The sequence below is a fragment of the Paenibacillus cellulosilyticus genome, from assembly GCF_003182255.1.
Classification (GTDB): Bacteria; Bacillota; Bacilli; order Paenibacillales; family Paenibacillaceae; genus Paenibacillus_T; species Paenibacillus_T cellulosilyticus.
On sequence record NZ_QGTQ01000001.1, the window covers coordinates 511526 to 535439 of the forward strand.

General features: G+C 51.1%; 19 protein-coding genes. 7 read left to right on the forward strand and 12 right to left on the reverse strand.

Annotated features, from left to right (window positions below):
* The first annotated feature begins 124 nt into the window (after positions 1 to 124).
* Positions 125 to 829, forward strand: a complete 705-nt coding sequence (locus tag DFQ01_RS02200; RefSeq protein ID WP_110042237.1) for an ABC transporter ATP-binding protein — start codon at positions 125 to 127, stop codon at positions 827 to 829.
* Entirely contained in the window at positions 823 to 3168 is a 2346-nt protein-coding gene (locus DFQ01_RS02205) for an ABC transporter permease (RefSeq protein ID WP_425452341.1), read from the forward strand. Before DFQ01_RS02200 ends, DFQ01_RS02205 begins: the two co-directional genes overlap by 7 nt.
* 92 nt (positions 3169 to 3260) lie before the next feature.
* Here the strand turns inward: DFQ01_RS02205 and DFQ01_RS02210 are convergent, their stop codons facing one another.
* Positions 3261 to 4019, reverse strand: a complete 759-nt coding sequence (locus tag DFQ01_RS02210; RefSeq protein ID WP_110042239.1) for an SDR family oxidoreductase — start codon at positions 4017 to 4019, stop codon at positions 3261 to 3263.
* A gap of 110 nt (positions 4020 to 4129) precedes the next feature.
* On the opposite strand from DFQ01_RS02210, the gene DFQ01_RS02215 reads away from it, so the two are divergent.
* Both DFQ01_RS02215 and DFQ01_RS02220 read left to right on the forward strand, forming a co-directional pair.
* Positions 4130 to 4537, forward strand: a complete 408-nt coding sequence (locus tag DFQ01_RS02215; RefSeq protein ID WP_174812898.1) for an RrF2 family transcriptional regulator — start codon at positions 4130 to 4132, stop codon at positions 4535 to 4537.
* A 396-nt stretch (positions 4538 to 4933) separates the two neighbouring features.
* Positions 4934 to 6481, forward strand: coding sequence for an MFS transporter (locus DFQ01_RS02220; RefSeq protein ID WP_110042241.1), 1548 nt, complete (start codon positions 4934 to 4936; stop codon positions 6479 to 6481).
* Between the two features lie 67 nt (positions 6482 to 6548).
* Here DFQ01_RS02220 and DFQ01_RS02225 read toward each other — a convergent pair whose 3' ends face one another.
* From DFQ01_RS02225 to DFQ01_RS02255, 7 genes are all read right to left on the reverse strand, one after another.
* Positions 6549 to 7346: a TetR/AcrR family transcriptional regulator gene (locus DFQ01_RS02225; protein ID WP_110042242.1), complete on the reverse strand. Its 798-nt coding sequence runs from the start codon at positions 7344 to 7346 to the stop codon at positions 6549 to 6551.
* Positions 7347 to 7559: 213 nt separating this feature from the next.
* Positions 7560 to 8930, reverse strand: coding sequence for a lytic polysaccharide monooxygenase (locus DFQ01_RS02230; RefSeq protein WP_245946481.1), 1371 nt, complete (start codon positions 8928 to 8930; stop codon positions 7560 to 7562).
* 460 nt (positions 8931 to 9390) lie between these two features.
* On the reverse strand, positions 9391 to 9687 hold the full coding sequence (locus tag DFQ01_RS02235; protein ID WP_110042243.1) for a hypothetical protein: 297 nt from the start codon (positions 9685 to 9687) through the stop codon (positions 9391 to 9393).
* A gap of 151 nt (positions 9688 to 9838) precedes the next feature.
* The gene (locus DFQ01_RS02240; protein WP_110042244.1) at positions 9839 to 11383 is read right to left on the reverse strand and encodes a histidine kinase N-terminal 7TM domain-containing diguanylate cyclase; all 1545 of its coding nucleotides are present in this window, start codon (positions 11381 to 11383) and stop codon (positions 9839 to 9841) included.
* 196 nt (positions 11384 to 11579) lie between these two features.
* Entirely contained in the window at positions 11580 to 12482 is a 903-nt protein-coding gene (locus DFQ01_RS02245) for a glycine betaine ABC transporter substrate-binding protein (RefSeq protein ID WP_110042245.1), read from the reverse strand.
* Positions 12475 to 13314 (reverse strand): ABC transporter permease, encoded by an 840-nt coding sequence (locus tag DFQ01_RS02250; protein ID WP_217490358.1) that lies wholly within the window; start codon positions 13312 to 13314, stop codon positions 12475 to 12477. The genes DFQ01_RS02245 and DFQ01_RS02250 overlap by 8 nt, the downstream gene beginning before the upstream one ends.
* Positions 13307 to 14548, reverse strand: a complete 1242-nt coding sequence (locus tag DFQ01_RS02255) for a quaternary amine ABC transporter ATP-binding protein (RefSeq protein ID WP_110042247.1) — start codon at positions 14546 to 14548, stop codon at positions 13307 to 13309. Before DFQ01_RS02255 ends, DFQ01_RS02250 begins: the two co-directional genes overlap by 8 nt.
* 230 nt (positions 14549 to 14778) lie before the next feature.
* On the opposite strand from DFQ01_RS02255, the gene DFQ01_RS02260 reads away from it, so the two are divergent.
* Positions 14779 to 15339: a GbsR/MarR family transcriptional regulator gene (locus DFQ01_RS02260; protein ID WP_110042379.1), complete on the forward strand. Its 561-nt coding sequence runs from the start codon at positions 14779 to 14781 to the stop codon at positions 15337 to 15339.
* A 130-nt stretch (positions 15340 to 15469) separates the two neighbouring features.
* On the opposite strand, the gene DFQ01_RS02265 is transcribed toward DFQ01_RS02260, so the two are convergent.
* Positions 15470 to 16609, reverse strand: a complete 1140-nt coding sequence (locus tag DFQ01_RS02265; protein WP_110042248.1) for a 5-methyltetrahydropteroyltriglutamate--homocysteine S-methyltransferase — start codon at positions 16607 to 16609, stop codon at positions 15470 to 15472.
* 405 nt (positions 16610 to 17014) lie between these two features.
* On the opposite strand from DFQ01_RS02265, the gene metE reads away from it, so the two are divergent.
* The gene (gene metE, locus DFQ01_RS02270) at positions 17015 to 19285 is read left to right on the forward strand and encodes a 5-methyltetrahydropteroyltriglutamate--homocysteine S-methyltransferase (RefSeq protein ID WP_110042249.1); all 2271 of its coding nucleotides are present in this window, start codon (positions 17015 to 17017) and stop codon (positions 19283 to 19285) included.
* A gap of 85 nt (positions 19286 to 19370) precedes the next feature.
* Here metE and DFQ01_RS02275 read toward each other — a convergent pair whose 3' ends face one another.
* The 3 genes from DFQ01_RS02275 to DFQ01_RS02285 form a co-directional block, all read right to left on the reverse strand.
* Positions 19371 to 19874, reverse strand: coding sequence for a cysteine hydrolase family protein (locus tag DFQ01_RS02275; protein ID WP_110042380.1), 504 nt, complete (start codon positions 19872 to 19874; stop codon positions 19371 to 19373).
* Between the two features lie 82 nt (positions 19875 to 19956).
* Complete coding sequence (locus tag DFQ01_RS02280) at positions 19957 to 20898, reverse strand: LysR family transcriptional regulator (protein WP_110042250.1); 942 nt, start codon at positions 20896 to 20898, stop codon at positions 19957 to 19959.
* A 105-nt stretch (positions 20899 to 21003) separates the two neighbouring features.
* Positions 21004 to 21885: a LysR family transcriptional regulator gene (locus DFQ01_RS02285; RefSeq protein WP_110042251.1), complete on the reverse strand. Its 882-nt coding sequence runs from the start codon at positions 21883 to 21885 to the stop codon at positions 21004 to 21006.
* A 180-nt stretch (positions 21886 to 22065) separates the two neighbouring features.
* Between DFQ01_RS02285 and DFQ01_RS02290 the strand changes: the two genes are divergently transcribed.
* Positions 22066 to 23106: a YeiH family protein gene (locus tag DFQ01_RS02290; protein ID WP_110042252.1), complete on the forward strand. Its 1041-nt coding sequence runs from the start codon at positions 22066 to 22068 to the stop codon at positions 23104 to 23106.
* Positions 23107 to 23914 lie beyond the last annotated feature (808 nt).

The window sequence follows — 23914 nt, forward strand, 5'->3', positions numbered from 1 at the left end:
CCCCGCTCCTTCCCAGGATGGAGGGCAAGATCATTACTCCGCACCATGGATAATCCCCCTTTTTCTGCTAAATTATAGTCAATTCATATTGGGATAACCCATACAAGATGAGGAGCGATAACAGGTGAAGACGTTAATTGAGTTCAAGAATGTAACGAAGCAGTACCGAATAGGAGAAGTGTCGATCAAGGCGCTGGATGGCGTCGACTTCTCGATTGCGGAAGGCGAGTTTGTCGTTATTCTAGGGGCAAGCGGTGCGGGTAAGAGCACCATTCTGAACATTCTTGGCGGAATGGATACGGCCACTTCTGGCCAAGTCATTGTTGGCGGCGAAGAGATCACGAGGCTCAAGGATAAACGGCTAACCGCCTATCGCGGGGAACAAGTCGGTTTTGTCTTTCAATTTTATAACCTCATTCCGAATCTGAACGCTCTGGAGAACGTCGAATTCGCTACTGAGGTGTGCAAGGACCATCTCGACGCGAAGAAGGTATTGGCTCAAGTCGGCTTACAGGATCGCGCCCGTAACTTCCCATCCCAGCTCTCGGGCGGCGAGCAGCAGCGGGTGGCAATCGCGAGAGCGGTAGCGAAAAACCCACTGCTCCTGCTGTGCGACGAGCCGACCGGCGCACTCGATTATATAACGGGCAAGTCAGTCCTGAAGCTGCTTCAAGACTTGAACCGGGATACGAAGAAATGTGTCATACTGGTCACCCACAATTCCGCCATCGCCCCTATCGCGGACAAAGTGATCAAGGTGAAGAGCGGCACAATCGAGAGCATCACCGTTAATGCCGTCAAACAGAGCATTGAGGAGATTGAATGGTGATGAACAAGCTGTGGCGCAAATCATTAAGGGATCTGAAGCAGGCGAAGGGGCAGTTCATCGCCTTCGTTCTCGTCATTGCAGTCGGTGCCTTCTTTTATGCGGGTCTCGTCACTTACAGCAGCAGCCTTGACGCTTATACCGAGGATTACTTCCAGCAGCATCATCTTAGCGATTTATATGTTTCCTATGACCAAATATCGAACAATGAAGTGACCGAGCTAAGCAAAGTGGATGGCGTTAGCCGAATAGAAGGCCGTTATACGCTGGACGCCACGCAACTCTGGGACGATTATAAATCGTCGCTCACTCTTCACTCGATCCCTGCTAACAATGCCATCAATACGCCAACGCTGATCGAGGGCCGCATTCCATCAAGAAGCAACGAGATCCTCTTGGATTCTCATTATGCAGTAGAGCATCAATACCAGGTGGGCGACAAGATGACCATTAACGCGGGTGAAACAAGCATCACGTTTACGATCAGCGGCTTGGGCGAGAACGTCGAGCATGCCAAGCTGAATGACACGCAGGACCATGCCCTATATGGAATAGCCTATATCGCTGAAGCGGCCATTCCTGAGATTACAGGAGACTCGTCCTCTCCCTACAACGAAGTCATGATTACAACTGCGGATGGGTATGACATCGATGCGCTCGGGCAATCGATTGCGGCTCAATCGGAGCGAATGAAGCTGCCGTATCTCGATCAGGTCAACAAGGAACGAACGTTCAACTACTCGCAAATTACGCAGACGATCTACAATAACAACCTGATGAGCAAAGTCATACCGCTCGTTCTGTTCATCATCGAGGCCATTATCCTCTTCTTGGCGATGTCGCGCATCATCGATTCCGAGCGGAAGCAGGTCGGTATTATGAAAGCGCTTGGCGTTCGGGACCGCAGCATATTGCTGCACTACATGGGTTATCCGGTGCTCGTAAGTATCGTTGGGTCGATTGCCGGCTGTGTCCTAGCCGCAGTTGTATTCATCCCGTTAATAACGGAGTCCAATGCAAGAGCCTATTCACTGCCTGGCATCGCGTTCTCCTTATCGCTGTACGCAGTCATCCCCCCGATGCTGTTCTCCGCTGCTTTCGGCATGCTGGCTTGCTACTTCAGCGGCAGATCGATCTTACGCGAGCATGCGGCGCAAGCGATGCGGCCAAAGCCTCCCAAGCAGATGAAGAAGCTCGTCATCGAACGCATTCCAGGTCTGTGGAGACGAATCTCGTACAGCTACAAGCTGATATTACGAAACATTTTTCTCAATAAACAGAAGGCTTTGGCAAGCTCCATCGGTATCGTTGTGAGCACGGTGCTGCTGATTACGGCATTCGGCACGCAGATGGCGCTGCTTAAGGTCGCGAATCAAGCAGAAGAGGTGTACACGTACGATCTACGGGTCGATTATAAGACGGGGTCTTCACCTGATCCATCGAGTCTGCCGTCCGGTATTACGACTAGTTATGGCCTATCCTCGTATCCCGTCGCGCTGCTCGAAGACGATGTACGGGAAAATGCCACGTTAGTCGTGACGGAGCAGGACAACCGCTTGATTCATTTCGTTGACGCCAATGATACCGAGGTATCGCTCGCAGAGGACGGGGTGCTGGTGCCTCAATCTTACGCAGATCACTATCACATAGCGGTAGGCGACACGATCAGGCTCAAGTTCACAGCGCCAGCGATGAACAATAAGACGGTCGAGATGAAGGTTGCGCAACTATCCGCTCAATATTCGAATCCGTCCTTCTACTGCACGCCAGCGTATCTAGCCAGCTTTGGTATCGCGTATCGCCCGACATCGCTTGTCGTTCAAGCGGATGCTGCTGCTGACCTTGAACCGATTCGCAGCTTCTTCGAGCAGGACTCGCACGTCGAAACGATCGCAGACCGACAGGATCTGCAGAAGTCCGCACAATATATCCTGAAGCAGAACAGCTTCGTCTTCATCATGTTCATTATTTCGGCGGTCATTCTGTCATTCGGCGCGATCTACACGATCTCGTCCATCAACATCTTTGAGCGCAATCGCGAGCTCGCCACACTGAAGGTGCTTGGCTATTACAAGAACAAGATCTACAAGCTCATTTTCTTAGAAAATATCGTGCTTACCGTGTTCGCAGCCATCGTCGCTCTGCCGATCAGCGGTTACGTATATGGCATTATTATCAACGCACTGTCCAGCACCCATCAGCAAATCCCGAATCAACTGAGCGCTCTAGTCATCTTGGCGGCTGTCGCTGTCGCATTCCTGCTCACGACACTCTCCAACCTGCTGCTCAGAAGCAAGGTGTCGAACATCGATATGATCGAATCGCTCAAAAGCGTAGAGTAACGAAGGAAGGGCCATCCGCCATGGATGGCCCTTCCCTTCTGCCTACTGAACACGCATGCGTTCAAATGTGATGGGTATATGAAGAGAATCGATTACTTCGCGCTCCAGCCGCCGTCTATAATGAGTTCTTCGCCCGTTACGAACTTTGATTCGTCCGATGCGAGATAAAGGTAGCCGTTGGCAATGTCGATCGCTTCGCCAGCGAATGGCGGCAGCGGAATGACACCCTCGAATGCTTTGCCGAGCACCTCGCGGGAGGTTACGCCATAACGCTGCGCCGCGCCTGTCAGAATGGCGCCTGGATAGATCGAGTTAACGCGAATGTTATCCTGCGCGAAGTTCACCGCTGCATGCTTCGACAATGCGCGAACGCCGCCCTTAGCTGCAGCATAAGCAGCAGCGCCATTATCCGCGCTGCCGATAATGGCCGCTAGAGATACGCAGTTTACGATTGAGCCGCCACCGTTCTGCTGCATCGTTGGAATAACCGACTGCATGCCCAAGAACACCGACGTCAGGTTCAGGCTGAGGGAGCGGTTCCATCCCTCTAATGTTTCGTCCAGCAGCTTCTTATGGAATGAGACGCCTGCATTATTGACGAGAATATCGACCTTGCCAAATGCAGTGACCGCCTCGGAAACGACCTGCTTCCACTGCTCCTCGGACGCAACATCGAGCGCTGCACATAAGATCTCGCCACCGATTGCAGCGGTTGCCTCCTTCAATTGTTCAAATGCAATGTCAGTCGCGACAACGCGTGCTCCTTCTCTCGTAAACAATTCAACCGCGGCTAATCCCATACCCGACGCGGCACCTGTAATGATTGCTACTTTGTTGGCTAAGCGGCCCATTCGTCATCACTCCTAATTGTGATTATTAATTCACAATTAAATTTAATGGAGATCTCTTTTAAAGTCAAATGGATAATAATAAAATGAGGGGAAGCTTGGAGGAGATCGCAATGATTGAATTAACGGTGTACGGCAATTTAAGTACAACCTGGTTTCATACTTCGATTCGAATATTAGTCCGTTTAGCGCAGCAGGATGGCTATATTTCAAGCAATGCCATGAGCGAGGAGCTGGGCATTGACGCAAGCTTCATTCGCAAAGTATTGAATCCCTTGATGAAGGAAAACTTAGTCACACGCGCGAGCGGCCGATACGGGGGATATCAATTGGCGAAGCCGCCCAATACGATCAGCCTGTTCGAGGTTTATCAGGCGCTTGTGAACAATGCGCTCGATACCAAGCGCGCAGAGCAGGACTATACATCGGTAGCATTGTCTCGGATCCTATCGGAGACAGAGCAGGAATTCACGAAGGTGCTGCGCAGACATATGCTGGACGAGCTGTATGAGCTTAAATAGTTGACGAATAGGCCGCCGAGTAAATCTCGACGGCCTATTCGTTTTCATTTGAACCCGGGAACCTCTTCTGCGTACAACGCTCCAGCTCGTCCACTATCGACCTCGAAATATTGAACGCCGGCCGCAGTCCTTTCTTTCAGGAAATCCCAAACGGGGCCGGTTCTTCCGATGATGCTCCAATCGTCGCTTCACCGCCTCCCCTTGACCTCTTCCGTTCACCATTCCGTTGTTAGGAGTCAAATCTTTGCGGACCTGTCCGCACGAATCCGGCCGATCTTCATTGTGGACAGGACACAAAAAAATTTTCTTGTTTTTGTGTTGACCATATACTGTTTACTTAATATACTGTATTCATAGATAACTGTTTAAGTAATTAACAATAAGGAGTGGATTGTAATGTTCAACGCTGCCCCTTCCGCTGGCAAACTAGCTGGCCGCAAAGAGTGGATTGCCTTGTGCATCCTATGTCTTCCGCTGATGGTCGTATCGATGGACGTCTCTGTGTTGTTCTTCGCCGCACCTGCCATCGCTGCCGATCTGCAGCCAACGGCAACCGAGCAATTGTGGATTTTCGACGTATACGGATTTATTCTCGCTGGCCTGCTGCTGACGATGGGCGCCATCGGCGATCGAATCGGACGCCGGCGACTGCTCATGATAGGCTCGATTGGCTTCGCGTTATGCTCGTTGTTCGCCGCGTATGCTCACACCCCCGAAACGCTTATTCTCGCCCGCGGTATTCTAGGAATTGCAGGCTCGACGCTCATGCCGTCGACGTTGGCGCTCGTTCGAACGATGTTCCAGGATCAAACGCAGCGAACGAAGGCGATGTCGATATGGAGCGCCGTTATGGCCAGCGGCGTAACCGTTGGACCGATTATCGGCGGCCTGCTCATTGACTCCTTCTCCTGGGGCGCCGTGTTCCTCATTAATATCCCAGCCATGGCACTGCTGCTGCTCATTGCACCATTCCTCCTGCCTGAATCGCGCAGCACCGTGCGCAATCGAATCGATATGGTCAGCTCGATTCTCGCACTCGCAGCCATACTCCCTGTCACTTACGGCGTGAAGACGATCGCAGAGAACGGATGGACGGTCATTCCCGCCATACTGCTTGCAGCCGGCTTGCTCGTCGGAGTATTATTCGTACGCCGTCAGCTCGCGATCTCCAATCCGTTAATCGATATTCGTGCATTGAAGGACCGTCGGACCGGCGGTTCGATCCTCGTGAACCTTATCGCGATGTTCACGCTAATGGCTAGTGCGTTGATCAATACGCAGTTTCTTCAATCCGTTCTCGGCTACTCCCCATTCGTCGCATCCCTATGGAGCGTACTGCCTTCCATTGCCGTTGGTGCAGCAGCGCCACTAGCCGCTAAGCTGTCGTTGACACTCGGAAGGCCGCGTGTCATGGCTGGAGGCTTCGCACTGTCGGCAATCGGATTTGGTATTTTGACCCAGGTTCGTGTGGATGGCTTCTCGCCGCTGCTCATCATGCTTGTTGGGGCTGGATTGGTCGCGGCGGGAATCGTCTCCGTCGTGACGCTCGTCACCGATTATGTCCTTGGCGTAACGCCGGCCGATCGCGCGGGAGCAGTCGGCGGACTGCTCGAAACGTCCAGTGAATTGGGCGGTGCATTCGGGATCGCACTTCTCGGCTGTGTACTTGCAGCCATCTATCGTCACACGGTCACCCCTCACCTGCCATCGGGGCTATCGACAGATGCCGCACAGGCTGCCGAGCAGACCATTGCCGGGGCAGCAGCCGCTGCTCAACATTTGCCTGCGGATACCGCCTTACAGGTCATCGATGCATCCCGCGACGCTTTCATGACCGCTATGCACGTCACCTGCCTCGTCTCGGGTATCATCCTGCTGCTGACGACTGCAGCTACGGTCGTATTGCTCCGCGACAAGAGGCCAGCTGTCAACGCCGCCTCATAAAACATGAAAAAGGCTTCTCCAAGGCTGATGTCCTTGGAGAAGCCTTCTTGCTATCGGCGAAGCAACCTTATTGGCCTGCTCCAGCATGCTGCTTCTGATTCAAATATTGTTCAATCCCGTCCAGAATCCGATCGAGACCAAAGTCCAAATCACTGCCAACCGGGTTCTCGCCGTTGTTCTCTTCCGTATAAGCGCCGGACATGATCACAGGCTGCAGGTCCGGATACTGCTCCTGCTTGACCAGCAGTCGAAGCGCTGCCGTGTAATTAAGTCCTCCGAACTCCCGCTCGCTGGAACCCGCTTGTACAGCACGATCGATATCCCTCTGAATCATTCCGCAGGAACGGGCATATCCGCTCAACAGCAGCACAAAGGACATTTTCTCATAGTCGTTCAATGGCATGTCCCGCATCGGCCGAAGCGCCCAGTCGACGATACGAAGATTATTAGGTGTAATCGGAATGCCGAGAATCGGAATATCGCCGTACCACGGATGTTCCCGGAATACGTTAATCGTTCCCAGCACGTATTCACGCAAGCCCTCCCGCCACTCGGAAGCAGGCCGCTCTGGAGGCAGTGGAAAATTGCATGCTGCATCCTGCATGAGAATCAATAGATCGTCTTTGCTTGGAATATAGCGGTAGAGAGACATCGCTGTGAAGCCCAACGCCGATGCAATTCGGCCCATCGAGACAGCAGCCAGACCATCCTTATCCGCAATATCGATGGCCGTCTGTACGATCTGCTCGATGCTCATCTCCCGCTTGGGGCCGCGCTGCGCGGGCTTCACTAGCCCCCAGCTGAGTGCTGCACCAGCAGGAAGTGCCTTCGCCGCCTCATCCAGCGTTATATCTTGATCGCTCATTGTATCCCTCCTGGTGACCAAAGCCGCTAATAAAGTGTATATATTATAAACAGTATATCACGTTTACATTAAAATCGTGAGGGGGAGTGTTATAGGGCGGTTCTATGCTGGCGGCCGATTTTGAAAATGAACGAATGGAACGTGAAAAAGGACGGCGAAATGCCGTCCTTTTCGTATTTTCGTCATCGAATGATATGGACTCGGATAACTGGATTAGCTGATCAGCTTCCATACGTCTGCTTTGCCAGGGGTCTCGCCTTTGGTCCACCATTTGGCCTGATACGTATGCCCTGCATAGACGACTTTGTCGCCAGCGTTGTACGCCTTGGATGTATTCCAATCTGGAACAACGCTTGAGGAGGCAGCCCTCCACACTTCGGATACATCCGGCTGTTCGCCCTGCGTCCACCAGCCAGCCGTATATTCAACGCCGTTGTACGTCACTTTGTCACCGACCAAATAAATCTTGGAGCCGTCCCAAGCTGCAGCCGTTCCAGCCGGAGGCGTAACCGTCGCTGTCGTCGTCGTTACTGACAGTGCAGCACTCGCTGTGGAGCGGTTGCCCGCCGCATCCAGTGCGATGACCGTATACGAGTAAGCCGTCGACGCCTGAAGCCCGCTGTCCGTGTAGCTGCGTGATGTTGTTGTAACGAGCAGCTTACCGTCGCGGTACACTTCGTACTTAGCCACACCGACGTTATCAGTGGAAGCTGTCCAACTCAGCGTAACTACTGACTCCGTTACACTGCTAGCCGCTAATCCTGTAGGACGAGAAGGTGCCTCCGTATCCGCTGCCGGTGTCGACACAGGCAGCGTACTTGCCACAACCGCCGCACTAGCACCCGAACGATTGCCCTTGTTGTCTACTGCCACTATTGTATACGTATAGGTCGTGTTGGTCGGCAACCCGCTATCGGTATACGACGTTTGTGTTGTCGTCCCGACGACTGCACCGTTCCGGCTAACCTCGTAATTTTTAATTCCGGCTGAAGCCGTTGATGCTGTCCATGCGAGTGTAATGCTGCCATCCGTATGACCCGTGCACAACGCATCGGATGGGATGTTCGGCAGCACAACAGGGTCAGGATCCGGGGTCACCGTTTCGCCGTCCTGCGTCAAGTTCACATCAATTGCTTGGTAGAAAGCATTAACCGTATCGCCGATCTCCCACACGCCGAGAATAATGTAATACCCTGATCGATCCGTCGGCACATTACATGTGTGTGTGACGGTCATCTCCGGCTTCACATTGCCACCATCAACGGTACAGAACGGCTTCGACTCCAGCTGGTCACGGGTCAACGGCTTATTCGGATCCCAGCCGATCTTCGTAATGTAATAGCGCCAGCCCTCTGTTACGTGGTTCGCTGTGAACTTCCACGTGAACGTGTTTGTGCCACCCTTCATATTCACCTTGGTCCACCGGTCGGACGTCTGAGCATCCAACTCACTGTATTTGCCCGCTCCGGCAATTTGACCGTCTGCTGGTCCCGTCTCAGGGAACCCGCCTACGCCTTCCAGGCTTTGCGGCTCGTATTGAATAGCCCCGCAATTCGTGAGCGAGCGCTTTGCCTGAGAAACCAAATAGGAAAACAACTCCGATCAGCATGAATCCGAATACAAATACTAGCTTTGACGCGCGGGCGTGAAACGTTAATTTCCCCCATCCCGCTTGTTGTGTAATCGTCATCTCGATTCCCCTTACATGATGTAATATTATTCCTTATTTAATCTAAGGCGAGAACATCATGTTTAGCTAGTTTCGAAAGGCCTAAGGGGGTGACTCCACTTATTATCAATAGGAATAAATATTTATTATCGAATGTAATTTGATACTTAGCCCGTAGTTATCTAATTTTTATATAAGAATACATGAGTAATCATTCTAATTGTCCTATAACTAAAATAGGCTGTAATCATCAGTTGATGTCAGGTACGTATGCGTCTGACAATCTAACCGTGCGATGCCAACTGTTGCTCTAGACCAAACTTTGTCTGTATCAATAGTCCCTTCGTACAAAGCCAAAATCTAAAATAAAGTTTCTTATATTATCGTTACGTCTGCGTTATCCTTGCCCGCCCAGAGCTTAAAGCTATAACCCGCTTCAAGCATGATCCAAGGTGCTTCATCAACGAGGTATGCAACATCAGCATGGGTATCCCATGTTTCATTGATATGGCCTGTTACTCTAACAAGAACAGTCCAAGTATCCCCTTGTAGTGATCGATCTTTGATTTCGCCCATATGTATGATGAAATCTCGCAGCCATTCGTTTACCGGAAGCTGACTCGGGTCTCTTCTCCAGCTTATGATAGCCTTTACATACCTTCTGTCGGTCACTATTAGCCTCCCTATAAATCCAAACAGCATTAATTTAGATAGATCATAATTTAACTTTTTCTACCAAACCAGCACATATTCGTGCAAAAAAATGCAAGGCCATCCTGTGAGTGGATGGCCTTTGAACGGCTTAATATTTATTCACTAAATCCTAAGCCGCCGCCGTCACACGATTGCGCCCTTCTTTCTTGGACGTGTACAAGGCTTCGTCCGCTCTGCGGAGGATCGCCTCCAGTGTCTCGGTATCGCTAAGCTGCTGCACGACGCCGAAGCTCGACGTCACATCGATGGCATTCCCCTTGAAATGCAGCGTGTTCTGCTGCAGCGCCTTACATATGTCTTCTGCCAGTCGAACAGCTTCGGACAGCTTCGCAGAAGGCAATGCGATAACGAACTCTTCTCCCCCATAACGAGCGAATGGCATTTCAGGCAACATGAAGCGTTGGCAAACAGAAACGATATGCTTGAGTGCCTGGTCACCCGTTTCGTGCCCGTACGTATCGTTAATTTGCTTGAAGTGGTCGATGTCGAACAAGATGAGCGAAACCGGCTTGCCACCTGCCTCCTCGAGCAGCGCTCTTCCCTCCACGAGAAACTGCGTCCGATTGTAGATGCCCGTCAAGCCATCATAATAAGCAAGCTTCTTCAACTGCTCCTGCAGCATGCGCTGCTCCGTCACATCAATCAGCATGAGCAGCATGCCAATCGCGTCGCCCTTCTTATTGGTCACAAGAGAGATTCGGGCCTGGTAGCTGGATAGCCCATCGGCGGAAGGCCAATGCACCTCTTCCTCCAGACCATCTACACTAACGTCATCAGGGAAAGCCCTTCCCGTTAATCGCGGCCACACGTCGTCCATACTCGTCCCAATTACACCACTATGCAGAAGCGGAACCATTCCTTTGACGGCATGATTGTAATCGATAATGCGACGATTGGCATCCAGCACAATAACGCCCTCTCGCATGCTTTCGAATATACTTTCCTTAGCAATCGGTACGATCGTAAGCAGGCGGCTGGCTGCAATGGACCATATGAACAGGGACGCAGTCACACACATCGTGATCGGCACTGGATCCATGCCGTATGGCGTAATGCCGAGCAGATAGACAAAGGCCGCTGACATCGGCAGCAGCTGCGATATAATGAGCGTCGCCAGCTGGAAGCGATACGCCTTCTTCGTGCTTCTCCATCTTCTGACTAGCAGCGTCGTGGCCGTAAACAAGCAGCCGAACGTGTAGGCGCCATGCACGATATACCATTGCCCGATCGATACGTCCGCCATCGGCGACGGTGCATCCGCCCTTAGATACATGCCCTTGTAGAATAGATGATGGTAATCGTTCGTCAGCACCATGAGGAAGCTGATGAACGGAATCACACACATGAGCAGCCCCGTCTTAGTTGAGACGGTTTTGCCGATATACTTCATAATGACGATCAAGCCAAGCGCAGCTGCAAAGGGCATACCGGCGTATTCCACCATCGTCCAATGCTTAATTTGTTCTAATGTATTGCTGGCCAGCTCGAATGCGTGGCCGAACACATAAACACACTGCGCAGCGGTAAACAGCATAAACGTATAGGCAAACGGAGTCTGTTTTCTTTTCACAAAAGAATAAATAAATAATAGTAAAATCAATACACCTGACGTTGTAACAAGGGAAATATACGCCGTAAGTTGTGGATTTGCCATTCGTTGTCTCCAATAATGAACGGTTTTGACACCATTCTACATCAAATAAAAGCATTCATAAATAGGATGGCAATTGGATAAAATTCGATGTTGCGTCCGTAGTTACAATACAAAACCCCGACCGCATATTGCGTGCCGGGGTTTCCTTAACAATCGTATGAGAGCAGTACATATGAACCTTTACCTATTTAAAATATTACTTCGTCTTCAGATCTTCAATCGAGGTAATATCCATATAGGATGGCACTACGAGACCAAGCTTCGTTCCGATCAAGTTCGCACCCAAGTCCTCGAATTGTCCTTGGTACTTGTCGTAGTAATCTTGGTGCGTCGTCGGCAGCCAAGCTGCTACGATTGCATCCGCACTGCCATTGGCGATGCCCGCCCACATTGGGCCCGCTTCGACCTGCAGCATCTCAACCTTGTAGCCAAGACGCTGCTCAAGCACCTGCTTCACAACGTTTGTGCTCGCTATCTCCGAGTCCCATGCGACGTACGCCAGCTTAACCTTCTTGCCAGACTCCTGCGGAAGATCCTTCACCCATGCGTCGACCTTATCGGCATGATCCTTCACCCATTGCGCGGCGGCTTCTTCCGGTTTCGTGCCGTCTGCAACTGCGTTCATGACGACTGCCATCTCATCCGGCGTCCACTCGAAGCGGTCGAGCATCGCATAAGCGGAAGGCGCATCCTCCTTGAATCCGTTGCGAACAATCGTATGAATCTCTTCATCCTGGCCGTAGGAACCCTTTGGATCCTCAAGGTACTTCAGGTCATATTTCGCAAACATCCAGTGCGGTGTCCAACCCGTGACGATGATCGGCTCTTTGTCTTTATACGCTTTGTCCAGTGCAGCAGCCATCGCTGCGCTTGAGCCCTCGACCAGATTCCAGTCAGACAGCTCGTAATCCTCCAGCGCTTTCTCCGTCTGCTTCATCAGACCAGCGCCGGGGTCGATCCCGACGATCTTGTGCTTCACCTGATCTCCAATGCTGCCTGTGCTAGCGCTGCTACTCCCGTTCGAGTTCGAGCACCCCGTAAGTGCGATAGCACCCGATAAGCCTGCGACCAACAACAGTTTCGAAGCATGTTTAAACATTAGACCCTCTCCTATTCTTTCTCACGATATGTTGTGTCATACGGTCCAGCACAATCGCCAACACGACGATTGCAAGTCCCGCTTCAAATCCCTCGCCTGTCTTAATCTGTGTCACCGCGCCATATACGTCGGCTCCGATACCCTGCGCGCCGATCATCGATGCGATAACGACCATCGACAGCGACAGCATGATCGTTTGGTTGATCCCTGTCATGATGGATGGCATCGCCAGTGGAATCTGCAGCTTGAACAGCTTCTGCCTGCTAGTTGATCCGAAGGCTTCCGCCGCCTCCACAAGATCCTCTGGCACTTGGCGGATACCGAGGTTCGTTAGACGAATCGTCGGTGGCACTGCGAAGATGACCGACGCAATGACGCCTGGCACGACGCCAAGACCGAAGAACGTAACAGCCGGAATCAAGTACACGAATGCGGGCATGGTCTGCATGAAGTCAAGCAGCGGTGTTACGATGCCCCTCACCCGATCGCTCTGCGCACTGCCAATGCCGAGCGGCACGCCGATGACGATCGACAGGATCGCCGACGTCAGCACAAGCGCAAGCGTATCGACGGTGTGATCCCACAAGCCGAGATTATCGATTAACAGCAGACCAATCGCTGTGAAGGCTGCGAACTTCCACTTGCCGAGATAATAGCCAAGCGCCGTTGCCAATACGATGAACACAAGCGCCGGCAGCCAGTGGAACGTATTAGCGATGCCATTCACAATGCCTTCAATAATTACCGAGATGACATGGAACAGCGGCTTTAAGCCCGTCTCCAGCGCGTCAACAATGCTCTCTACCCATTTATCGAGCGGAAGCTTAGACATTAGCACTCACTCCTTCCGTCGAGGCTGGTTTTACCTCAGCAGGCTGTTCGGTCCGCTGATCCGGATTGCCTGCGAGCGCACCAAGCACCGCGCCCCGCACAATCACTCCCATAAGCCGATTATTACTGTTCACGACGGCAACCGGATGCTTGGACGTGCTGCATATGTCGAACAACTGATACAGCAGCTTGTCTTTGTCCACTACCGCAACGTCACGGATAACAATATCCTCGAGCGTCCTGCCTTCGCGGACCGCCACAGAGGCGTCCTCCGCTGTAATGACACCAATCAGCCTGCGCCCCCGATCGACAACGAACAGGTTCGAGATGCCGCTCTCGCGCATCAGCTGAAGGGCAACACGCGGACCGCGGTCTAGCCCGATCGTCTCTGGCCGACGCATAACAGAGGATGCCGTCAGCACTTTAGACAAATCAACATCCTCGACGAACCGCTCGACATATTCGTTAGCCGGATTCGTCATGACTTCTTCCGGTGTGCCAACCTGTACGACACCGCCGTCCTTCATGAGCAGGATCCGGTCGCCGATGCGCAGCGCCTCATCCAGATCATGCGTAATGAAGATAATCGTTTTCTTCATCTTCTCTTGCAGCTCCAGCAGCTCATCCTGCATCTCCTTGCGGATCAACGGATCAAGCGCGCTGAACGCTTCGTCCATAAGCAGAATGTCAGGATCGTTCGCCAGCGCCCGAGCGAGCCCGACCCGCTGCTGCATGCCGCCGCTAAGCTGAGAAGGCAGGCTGTTTGCCCAATCGCCAAGCCCGACGAGCGTAAGCGACTCGATGGCCTTCTTCCTGCGAACTGCCTTATCTACTCCCTGAACCTCAAGGCCGTATTCGACGTTCTCGACCACCGTACGGTGCGGGAACAGTGCGAACTTTTGAAACACCATACTGATCTGCTTCTGGCGCACCTTGATCAGGCCTTCTTTATTCATCTTCACAATGTCTTTGCCATGTATGGCGATGCTCCCGCGAGTCGGCTCGATCAGCCGGTTCAGCATCCTCACGAGCGTCGATTTGCCACTGCCGGAGAGACCCATAATAACGAAGATCTCGCCCTCATTTACGGAGAAACTGACGTTGTTCACGCCAACGGTATGCTTTCTCTCGCGGTATATCTTCTCTTTATTCCACCCGTCATCCATTAGGCGGAGAATTGATTCTGGATCGGTACCAAACACTTTGGTGACTTGATTCACCTCAATGATAGCCATCCAGCTCACCCCTTCCTTTGCATGATCGCACTTTCTTCCCTATAAGTGTAAAAAGTTTCGTCGTACAATGTCAACAATCCCAACTGTTGTAACAGTACATACAGTTATTTCTGTACAAAGTATCCTCCCGAATGCTCCCGTTTCCTCTCTTTTTCCATTCAACTGGTTTCTTTACAAGGCGAACATTGTTCTTTACAATAACGGATATACAAAAGGTCAGGTGAATGAAGATGGAGCGCAGTGGCGGTCTCAGCCCCGAACAGGAGCTGGCTTTGCTCAAGACGCGGAAGAAAGTTATCGAGGCGATTGGGAACAATATGGATCTGTATGGCATTACGCCCTCCACGGGGCATCTGTACGGACTTTTATTTTTTCAAAATAAACCGATGACGCTCGACGAAATGAGACAGGCGATGGAGATGAGCAAGACCAGCATGAGTACCGGCGTACGGACGCTGGTCGACCTCAAAATGGTGAACAAGGTGTGGGAGAAAGGTTCCCGCAAAGATCTGTACGAGGTTGAGCATGACTGGTACCAGACCTTCGCTGATTTCTTCTCGATTAAATGGCGCAAGGCTTCGGAAATTAATCTACATGCTCTTCGCAAGTCAAGATTCGAGCTGCTGTCGCTTGCCGAGCAATATGCCGGTGACGAGGAGCTGGAACAGCAGGTACAGATTGATCTTGCCAAAATTGATGAGGCAATCCGCTATTATCAATGGTTAATTCGTCTTATTGAAACGCTCGAGTCGCAAGAAATCTTCAAGCTTGTGCCGAAGGATAACGGCTAGCTTACGACGCAAAGCCCCGATCTCGCTAATGAATAGCGATGCCGGGGCTTTCGTTCTTATATCACGACAAAGAAAAGAGGGGCCTCTGCCAGCGGCGGCAGAAGTCCCTCTCTTCATCTATATGAATGAATTACTTCCAGATCTCTTCTGCAATCTCCTTGATAAAAGCAAGCTTGCGCCACTGCTGCTCCTCCGTCAGGTGATTCCCTTCCTCCGTTGAAGCAAAGCCGCATTGCGGGCTTAGGCAGATCCGGTTCAAATCCACGTACTTCGAAGCTTCTTCAATGCGTTTCAGAATATCTTCTTTGCTCTCCAGCTCGCCGAATTTCGAGGAGAACAGACCAAGCACGACTTGCTGATCTTCCTTCAGGAAGCGCAGCGGCTTGAAGTCGCCCGCACGATCCGTGTCATACTCCAAGTAGAAGCCGGCATAGTTGTCGATGCCAAGCAGCGTCTGTGCAATTGGCTCGTAGCCGCCGCCTACGCCTGCATATGTCGATACATAGTTGCCGCGGCATACGTGCGTTGTAACGACGAGATCTGCTGGTAGGTCCGCAATGACCGCTGCATTCAGCTTCGCGAACTCATTCGCATAATCCGCAATATTGACGCCGATCTGTGCCATGAATGCCGAGAACTGCTCGTCGCACAGCGCGCCCCACGTGCAGTCATCGATTTGGATGCTGCGGCAGCCCGCTTCGTACAGTGCAAGAATCGCTCCACGGTACGCCTGCACAATGTCCGTAACGAGCTCTTCGCGGTTCGGGTAAACCGTCTTCGTGCTTTCTTGGTTCTCAGCGCGATCCAGCTCGAACAGGAACTGCGCAGCCGCAGGAATCGCTTGGCGGGCAACAACGTCATCGCCAGCTGCAGCTTTCAGGAACGTATAGTGCGCGACGAAAGGATGGCTGCTGAATTTGATTTTGCCCGTCAGACGCGATGTTTCCGGTCTCGATTGTGCGCCGTTGAACTGGTAGCCTTGGTCGATGATCGTCCGCTGCACGCCGTCGAAGCCCCAGAAGAAGTCGAGGTGCCACCACGAGCGGCGGAACTCGCCGTCCGTTACCGCCTTCAGGCCAACTTCCTTCTGCTTCTGTATCAGCTTCACGATCTCGGCGTTCTCCACTTCCGTAAGCTGCTCAGCCGTAATTGCGCCGTTCTGGAATTGGGATCTCGCCTCTTTCAACGCGCTTGGGCGCAGGAAGCTGCCCACAATATCATATCGAAAAGGAGTAACGGTGCGTTTGCTTGCTTCAGTCTGTATGCTCATGTTCATTCTCCTCGTCTCAAAGGTAGTTCAAAAAGACCGCTTTTGATCACGAAGCATCACGGGAAGTGTATTCGGCATCGAATCCTGAATGAATCAGAGACTTCCGGTTCTCACGTAGCACATCACTACGCTCCGATCCTCATTCCCCGCTTCCTTCAGCCTTCTCGGTGCTGAAAACCGATCTTTTTGAACACTCATTTAATAAAGTAATAAGAAATATAGCACAGGTGGCCGGCTATACCCTCATACGTATAAACGATGGGGAGCTATAAGTTATGCCTATACCTATCGCCGCACTTCGAGCATATAGGAAAAATCTATGACCCTGAATAGTTTTTAAGTGTTTCTCTATGGCTCCATTTCGCCCCTATACTGAAGCCACCACATTACGGGGAGCGATTGACAATGAAAACATCGATCATCGGATATCCACGCGTCGGAGCGCTTAGAGAGCTTAAATTCGCATCCGAGAACTATTTTAAAGGCACGGGCACGCTTGAGCAGTTGAACCAAACGGCGGTTGAGCTTCGAGCGTCCCACTGGAAGCTGCAGCAGGCACAAGGCATTGATTACATTCCTTCGAACGACTTCTCGTTCTATGACGGACTGCTCGATACGGCATGCCTGTTCAACATCATTCCTGAGCGTTACCGCGAGCTTGGCCTGAGTCCGCTGGAGACTTATTTCGCAATGGCGCGCGGCTATCAAGGCGAGCATGGCGACGTTAAAGCATTGGCGATGAAAAAATGGTTCAACACGAACTATCACTACATGACGCCTGAGATCGAAGATTCCGCTGCTATTCGTCTGGCAGGAACGAAGCTGTTCGACGAATTCAACGAAGCGAAGCAGCTCGGCATCACGACGAAGCCCGTACTCGTTGGTCCATTCACGCTGCTGAAGCTTGCGAAATTCACAGGCTCCAAACAAGCAACCGACTTCGTTGGCGCAATTGTTGAAGGTTATAAAGCCGTACTGGCACAGCTGAACACGCTGGGCGCAGAATGGGTTCAAGTAGACGAGCCTGCACTCGTCACGGACCTGTCGCCAGAAGAAATTGCACTGTTCACTGAGCTTCACACGCAAATTCTTGCAGCTAAAGGCGGCGTTAAAGTACTTGTTCAAACGTACTTCGGCGATGTTCGCGACTGCTACCAAACGCTGCAATCCCTGCCTTTCGACGGCATTGGCCTTGATTTTGTAGAAGGAACACAAACGCTGGCACTCGTGAAGCAGCATGGATTTGCACAGGGAAAAGTATTGTTCGCTGGCGTTGTTAACGGCAAGAACATTTGGAAGAACCAATACAAGAAGACGCTGTCGCTTATCCAAGCCATTAGCCAGCATGCTGCACAAGTCGTGCTCGGCACGTCCTGCTCGCTGCTTCACGTTCCTTACACGCTGAAGAACGAGACGAAGCTGCCGGAGTCGACGACCAAATATTTTGCATTCGCAGAAGAGAAGCTTCAAGAGCTTGCAGAACTCAAAACGATCGCTTCGCTTGAATATTCAAAGTCCTCACCACTGTATATAGAGAACGACAAGCTGTTCAGCGGATCGCGCTTTGCAGGCGACGCATCGGTACAAGCGAGAGCGGCTGCACTGACAGACGCTGATTTTACAAGACTGCCTGCTTTCGCCGAGCGCGAGCAAATCCAGAAGAACAAATTCAATCTGCCGCTGCTGCCAACGACGACGATCGGCTCTTTCCCACAAACGGCTGACGTGCGTGCGAACCGCGCTTCGTTCAAGAAGGGCGCGATCAGCGAAGAGCAGTACAAGCAATTCAACTTTGACAAAATCGCACAATGCATCGCGCAGCAAGAAGAAATCGGTCTTGATGTACTCGTTCACGGCGAATATGAGCGTAACGACATGGTGGAATACTTCGGCGAAAGCCTCGACGGCTTCGCCTTCACGCAGAACGCTTGGGTACAATCGTACGGCACGCGCTGCGTTAAGCCTCCAATCATCTGGGGCGATATCCGCCGCTCGAAGCCGATGACGGTCGAATATTCCGCTTATGCAAAGAGCCTGACGAACAAGCCGGTTAAAGGCATGCTGACAGGTCCTGTAACGATTCTGAACTGGTCGTTCACTCGCGAAGACATCAGCCTGAAGGACAGCGCTCTGCAAATCGCACTCGCGATCCGCGACGAAGTACTGGATCTTGAAGCGAACCAAATCGACATCATTCAAATCGACGAGGCTGCACTGCGTGAGAAGCTGCCGCTTCGCCAATCGGATTGGCAGAGCGAATACCTGAGCTGGGCAATCCCTGCGTTCCGTTTGACGCACTCCGGCGTTCAATCGGATACGCAAATCCATACGCATATGTGCTACAGCCAATTCAGCGATATCATTCGCGATATCGACGCGATGGATGCCGACGTTATCACGTTCGAGGCTTCGCGTTCGGACCTGTCGATCATCGACTCCATCAATGCGTGCGGCTTCAAAACGGAAGTTGGTCCAGGCGTATACGATATCCACTCCCCGCGTGTGCCTAGCGTTGATGAGCTGAAGCAAGGTCTCGGCCGCATGCTGGACAAGATCGATCCCGCTAAGCTGTGGGTGAACCCGGACTGCGGACTGAAGACGCGCGGCGAAGCTGAGACATGGGCTAGTCTGAAGCATCTGATCGAAGCGGCTCAAGAGGTTCGTGCAACGCTTTAATATAGAAAGATAAGCAAAGGGTTCCGCGTCTAAGTCACTACGACTAAGATGCGGAACCCTTTTATTGTTTAACCATCGTACTCCGTTACTCGATGAACGTTAAGTATCTATGCTTCCACATTTTTTCATAGAAATGAACAGTTTCTTCTGCAGACATAAAGGTATTGTTTAATGTAGAGGTTGCGTTTGGCACCATATAGTTCTTATAACCAAGCCCATGAGCAAACTTTATAGTAGCATCCATACAGTATTCCGTTTGGGCTCCGCAAAACTCTATGCTGTTTACATTTAATTGATCTAAAACTTCTTTCAAGTTCGTTCGGTAAAAAGAATTTGCATGTATTTTCTCTATCAACAAATCTTGCGCTTGAACATCAAGCCCCGCATGAATAGCCCAAGGCTCCTCTCCATGCACGAAATCTTCATCACAGTGTTGTACGAAAATAATTGGTTTATTCAATTTTCTGTACGAGGAGATTCTTTCATTTACTGTGGAAAGTAATTGTTCTAATCCGAATAAATGCTCTTCGCTGCAGCATACACCGTTTTGTAAATCGATGACGATTAAAACATCCGCACAAATCTCCATCATTTCCACCTCATTATTGACCTTAGACTTGTTCATTTCATTATATCATTCTCGTTCGTAATCATAAAAAAAGAGGACAAGCTCACTTGAGCCCATCCTCTTCGTTGATGACAGCATGTCCAAAATCCTTAATGACGCTTCGGAGCTTCTGCACATAAGCAGATGCCAGCTGGCTTAAGCTCGCCTTCTGATTCGTAATGTAGCCGACCTGCATCTTCTCTTCGGTGCGCAGACGTACGGACTTAATCTGCTCCCCGTTGAGGTCCTTGTTGAGTACTCCTGAGCTGATTGTATACCCGTTCAGCCCGATGAGCGTATTAAACAATGTCGCGCGGTCGCTCACCAGTATCTTCTTCTTGTATGTTCTTGTGCTAAGCATTTCTTCCGAGAAGTAGAAGGAGTTGTAATCGCCCTGCTCGAACGCCAGGCAAGGATAGTCGTCGAGTTCCTCAATGTCCACCTCATCGCGGCCGGCAAGCGGATGCTCGGAGCTGATGAATACATGCGCATCCGCTTGGAACAGCGGATGGAATCGTAGATGATTCTCGCTGAGCAGCTTCTGAATGACTTTCCGGTTGAAATCGCTCAGATACAGAATGCCAACCTCACTCCGCAGATTGCGCACATCCTCGATAATCTCGTACGTCCGCGTCTCACGCAGCGTACACTCGTATTCGGCCATGTTCATCTCTTTCAGCAGACTGACGAAGGCCTGAACGGCGAATGCGTAATGCTGCGTCGAGATGGAGAAGAGCTTCTTGGAAGGCTGCTGGTTCGTGTAGCGCTGCTCAAGAAGCTCAGCCTGCTCCACTACCTGCCGAGCGTAGGATAGAAACTCTGCGCCGTCATTCGACAACACAATCCCCTTCGGCGAACGCAGGAAGATCTCGATTCCGAACTCCTGCTCAATCTCCTTCACCGCGCTGGACAAGCTGGGCTGTGAAATGAACAATTTCTTCGCTGCCTCGCTAATGGAGCCGCAGCTTACGATCGTTAATATGTATCTCAATTGCTGCAATGTCATCGACAATGAACCTCCCTTCTATTCGGTTACCACCATAGATAAACCTCGACCCGAGTGTCCCATTACCATAATTAAAAATAATGATTAGGATCATTTATACGACGTTTATCCCTTGGTAAGCAGCTTCTCCAGGAACATCTGAACGGACATCGTAGGGACCTGCTCCTTCGTCCGTATGAGCGAGAAGCTCCTCTCCAATCGAACACCTTCGATAGGAATTTCGACAATCTCGCCTGCCTCCAGCTCGCGCTGCACAATGAGGCGAGATACGATGGCAATGCCTAGTCCAGCTGATACGGCTTCCTTCACGCCTTGGCTGCTGTTGAACACATACGATCGTTTCACATCGAGCGCAGCCTGCTCCATAAACTGGTCAACGAACGCCCGCGTGCCCGAGCCGCCTTCGCGAAGCACCCACACCTGGTGATGAAGGGCGTCCTGCTTTATCAGTTTCAATGATGAGAGAGGATGTCCGGCTGCAGCCACCAGAATCATTTCATCCCTCATATACGGTGTAACGATGAGATCCGTCGCAGTGACCTCTCCCTCAACTAGACCAAGATCAAGCTTGCTCTCTCGAATGCTCTGGATAATGGCCTCTGTATTCCCGATCGTCAGGTCCATCTCCACCTGGGGATACTGCTCCGCAAACGACGCGAGCAGGCGCGGCAGTATATATTCGCCGATTGTGAAGCTCCCCCCGATATGAAGAGAGCCCGTCACCCTATCGTGAAGCCGGTAAATATCCTGCTTCGCCGCTTCGTACAACGCTAATATTTCTTTGGCCCGCTTGTACAGGATCTCTCCCGCCTCTGTCAGCTTCACAAGCTTCGGGGAACGGATCATCAGCTTCGTTCCGAATTCGTTCTCCAGGTTGCGGATGTGCAGACTCACACCTGGCTGCGACAAATTAAGCAGCTCAGCCGCTCGGGAGAAATTGCGCTGTTCGGCTGTCGTCACGAATACACGCAGGGTTTCCACGATCATAGACAGCCCCCCTTATTTCTTACTATTGTACCCCTATCTCCATCGGGCAACAACTCAATCATAAGTATTACTAATCATTGAGATAGCAGATCGGTATTTCACTTCCGATCGACTGCTCCTTATAGTGAAGTCATACACAACACGAACGTGATTCGTTAACGATAAAGGGGAATGAGGACGATGGCTCAGACTAATGCACTCGCGCTAAGCAAGAGGAGAAGGGCTGATTGTGCACAAGGGATCGCATTAACGCTGCTACTTGCTGTGATTGCCAAGTATGCGGCGGGGTTCCCGTTTCTAAGCATTATGGGGCAGCTTGTCATCGCCATTATTCTTGGCATCGCTTGGAGAGCAGCATTCGGAATACCAGAATCGATGATGTCGGGAGTCTCCTTCTCTAGTAAAAAACTGCTTCGGTACGGCATCATCCTGCTCGGCATGCGGCTCAACTTGGCCGATATCGTTCACGCAGGACCGAAGGTGCTCGCCATCGCCGTCATCAATATCGCCTTTACGATATTCGCCGTTTACGGTATCGCCAAGCTTATGAAGGTCGAGAAGCGGCTGGCTCTCCTGACTGCCTGCGGCACAGCGATCTGCGGAGCTGCAGCGGTTGTTGCGATCTCGCCGCAGATTAAGGCCAACGACAATGAGACTGCTATAGGCGCAGCAACAGTAGCGATATTAGGCACCATTTTCACCCTGCTGTATACAGTAATGTATCCAATTCTAAGCCTGACGGCTGCTGGCTACGGCATTTTCTCAGGCGCAACCTTGCATGAGGTCGCACACGTAATCGCTGCAGCCGCACCGGCCGGTCAAGATGCGGTTGATCTCGCTGTCATTGTGAAGCTGACACGGGTCGCATTGCTTGTCCCGGTTGCCATCATTATCGGTATCTGGGTGAGCCGAACGGAACGTAAGGGCAATGGTGATGGGAAGAAAGCAAGCTGGCGATCGATTCCGATTCCATGGTTTATTGTCGGGTTTCTTCTAACGAGTGCCGTGAATACATTGGGGATCATACCTGCCGCGCTGGCGAACCAGCTCGTTCTTGCTGCATACTTGCTTATTGCGATGGCGATGGCCGGACTTGGTCTTCATGTCGATCTTCTGTCGTTCCGCCGTCTCGGCATGAAATCATTCGCAGCCGGTCTGATCGGATCGGTGCTGCTCTCAGGCCTAGGCTATGCACTTGTGACGCTGCTTCACTTGAATTGAGTACAAACCGTATGGTTCAGGGCAACTAAGCAAATCCTACTTCAGAAGACGATTGCCTTCCCAAGCAAGCGACTATTCTAGACATTTATTAGAGGATGTTCAAAAAGTCCGCTTTTGATCACGAAGCATCACACGAAGTTGATTCGACATCGAATCTTGGATGAATCAGAGACTTCCGGTTCTCACGTAGCACATCACTACGCTCCGATCCTCATTCCCTGCTTCATCCAACCTTCTTGGTGCTGAAAACCGAGCTTTTTGAATTCGCACTATTTGTAAAATGCCCCGCCAGGGCACGTTGCCTCGTTCATCAAAAAGACACTGACGAAAAATGCTAAAAACTTTTTAATTATTTTCTTATTGCTATCTGTGAAGTTTATGATATTATGAGTTGTGTTGTTGGAAAGTTGTTATTCAAAATATACGAGGATCTTTCCAAAAGCAGATAATTTTTGACCACATCCACTTAGGACGTTAAGGCCATACGGACAGCCGGGTCAAATGCCGAATTGGCAACTTTAGTTGCCTTATTGATTGAGCGAAGAGCTCAAATTTTATAAGTTTTGGTTTCTTTACGACCAGTGCGTTAAGAGCGCATCAACTTGTGAAACGATCAATAAGAGTATTAAAGGCGATTATTTGCTATATAGACTCTGATCCGTTATCGATATATTTTGAATATTAATGTGCTTCCTTAAAAAGCCATGTCCCATGTGATGGTGACATTTAATATTCGTAATTTATATCAAACAAGTGTGATTCGCGACGATGCGTTTTTACGACTTGTTTTTTTTGTGCGTAAAAATCG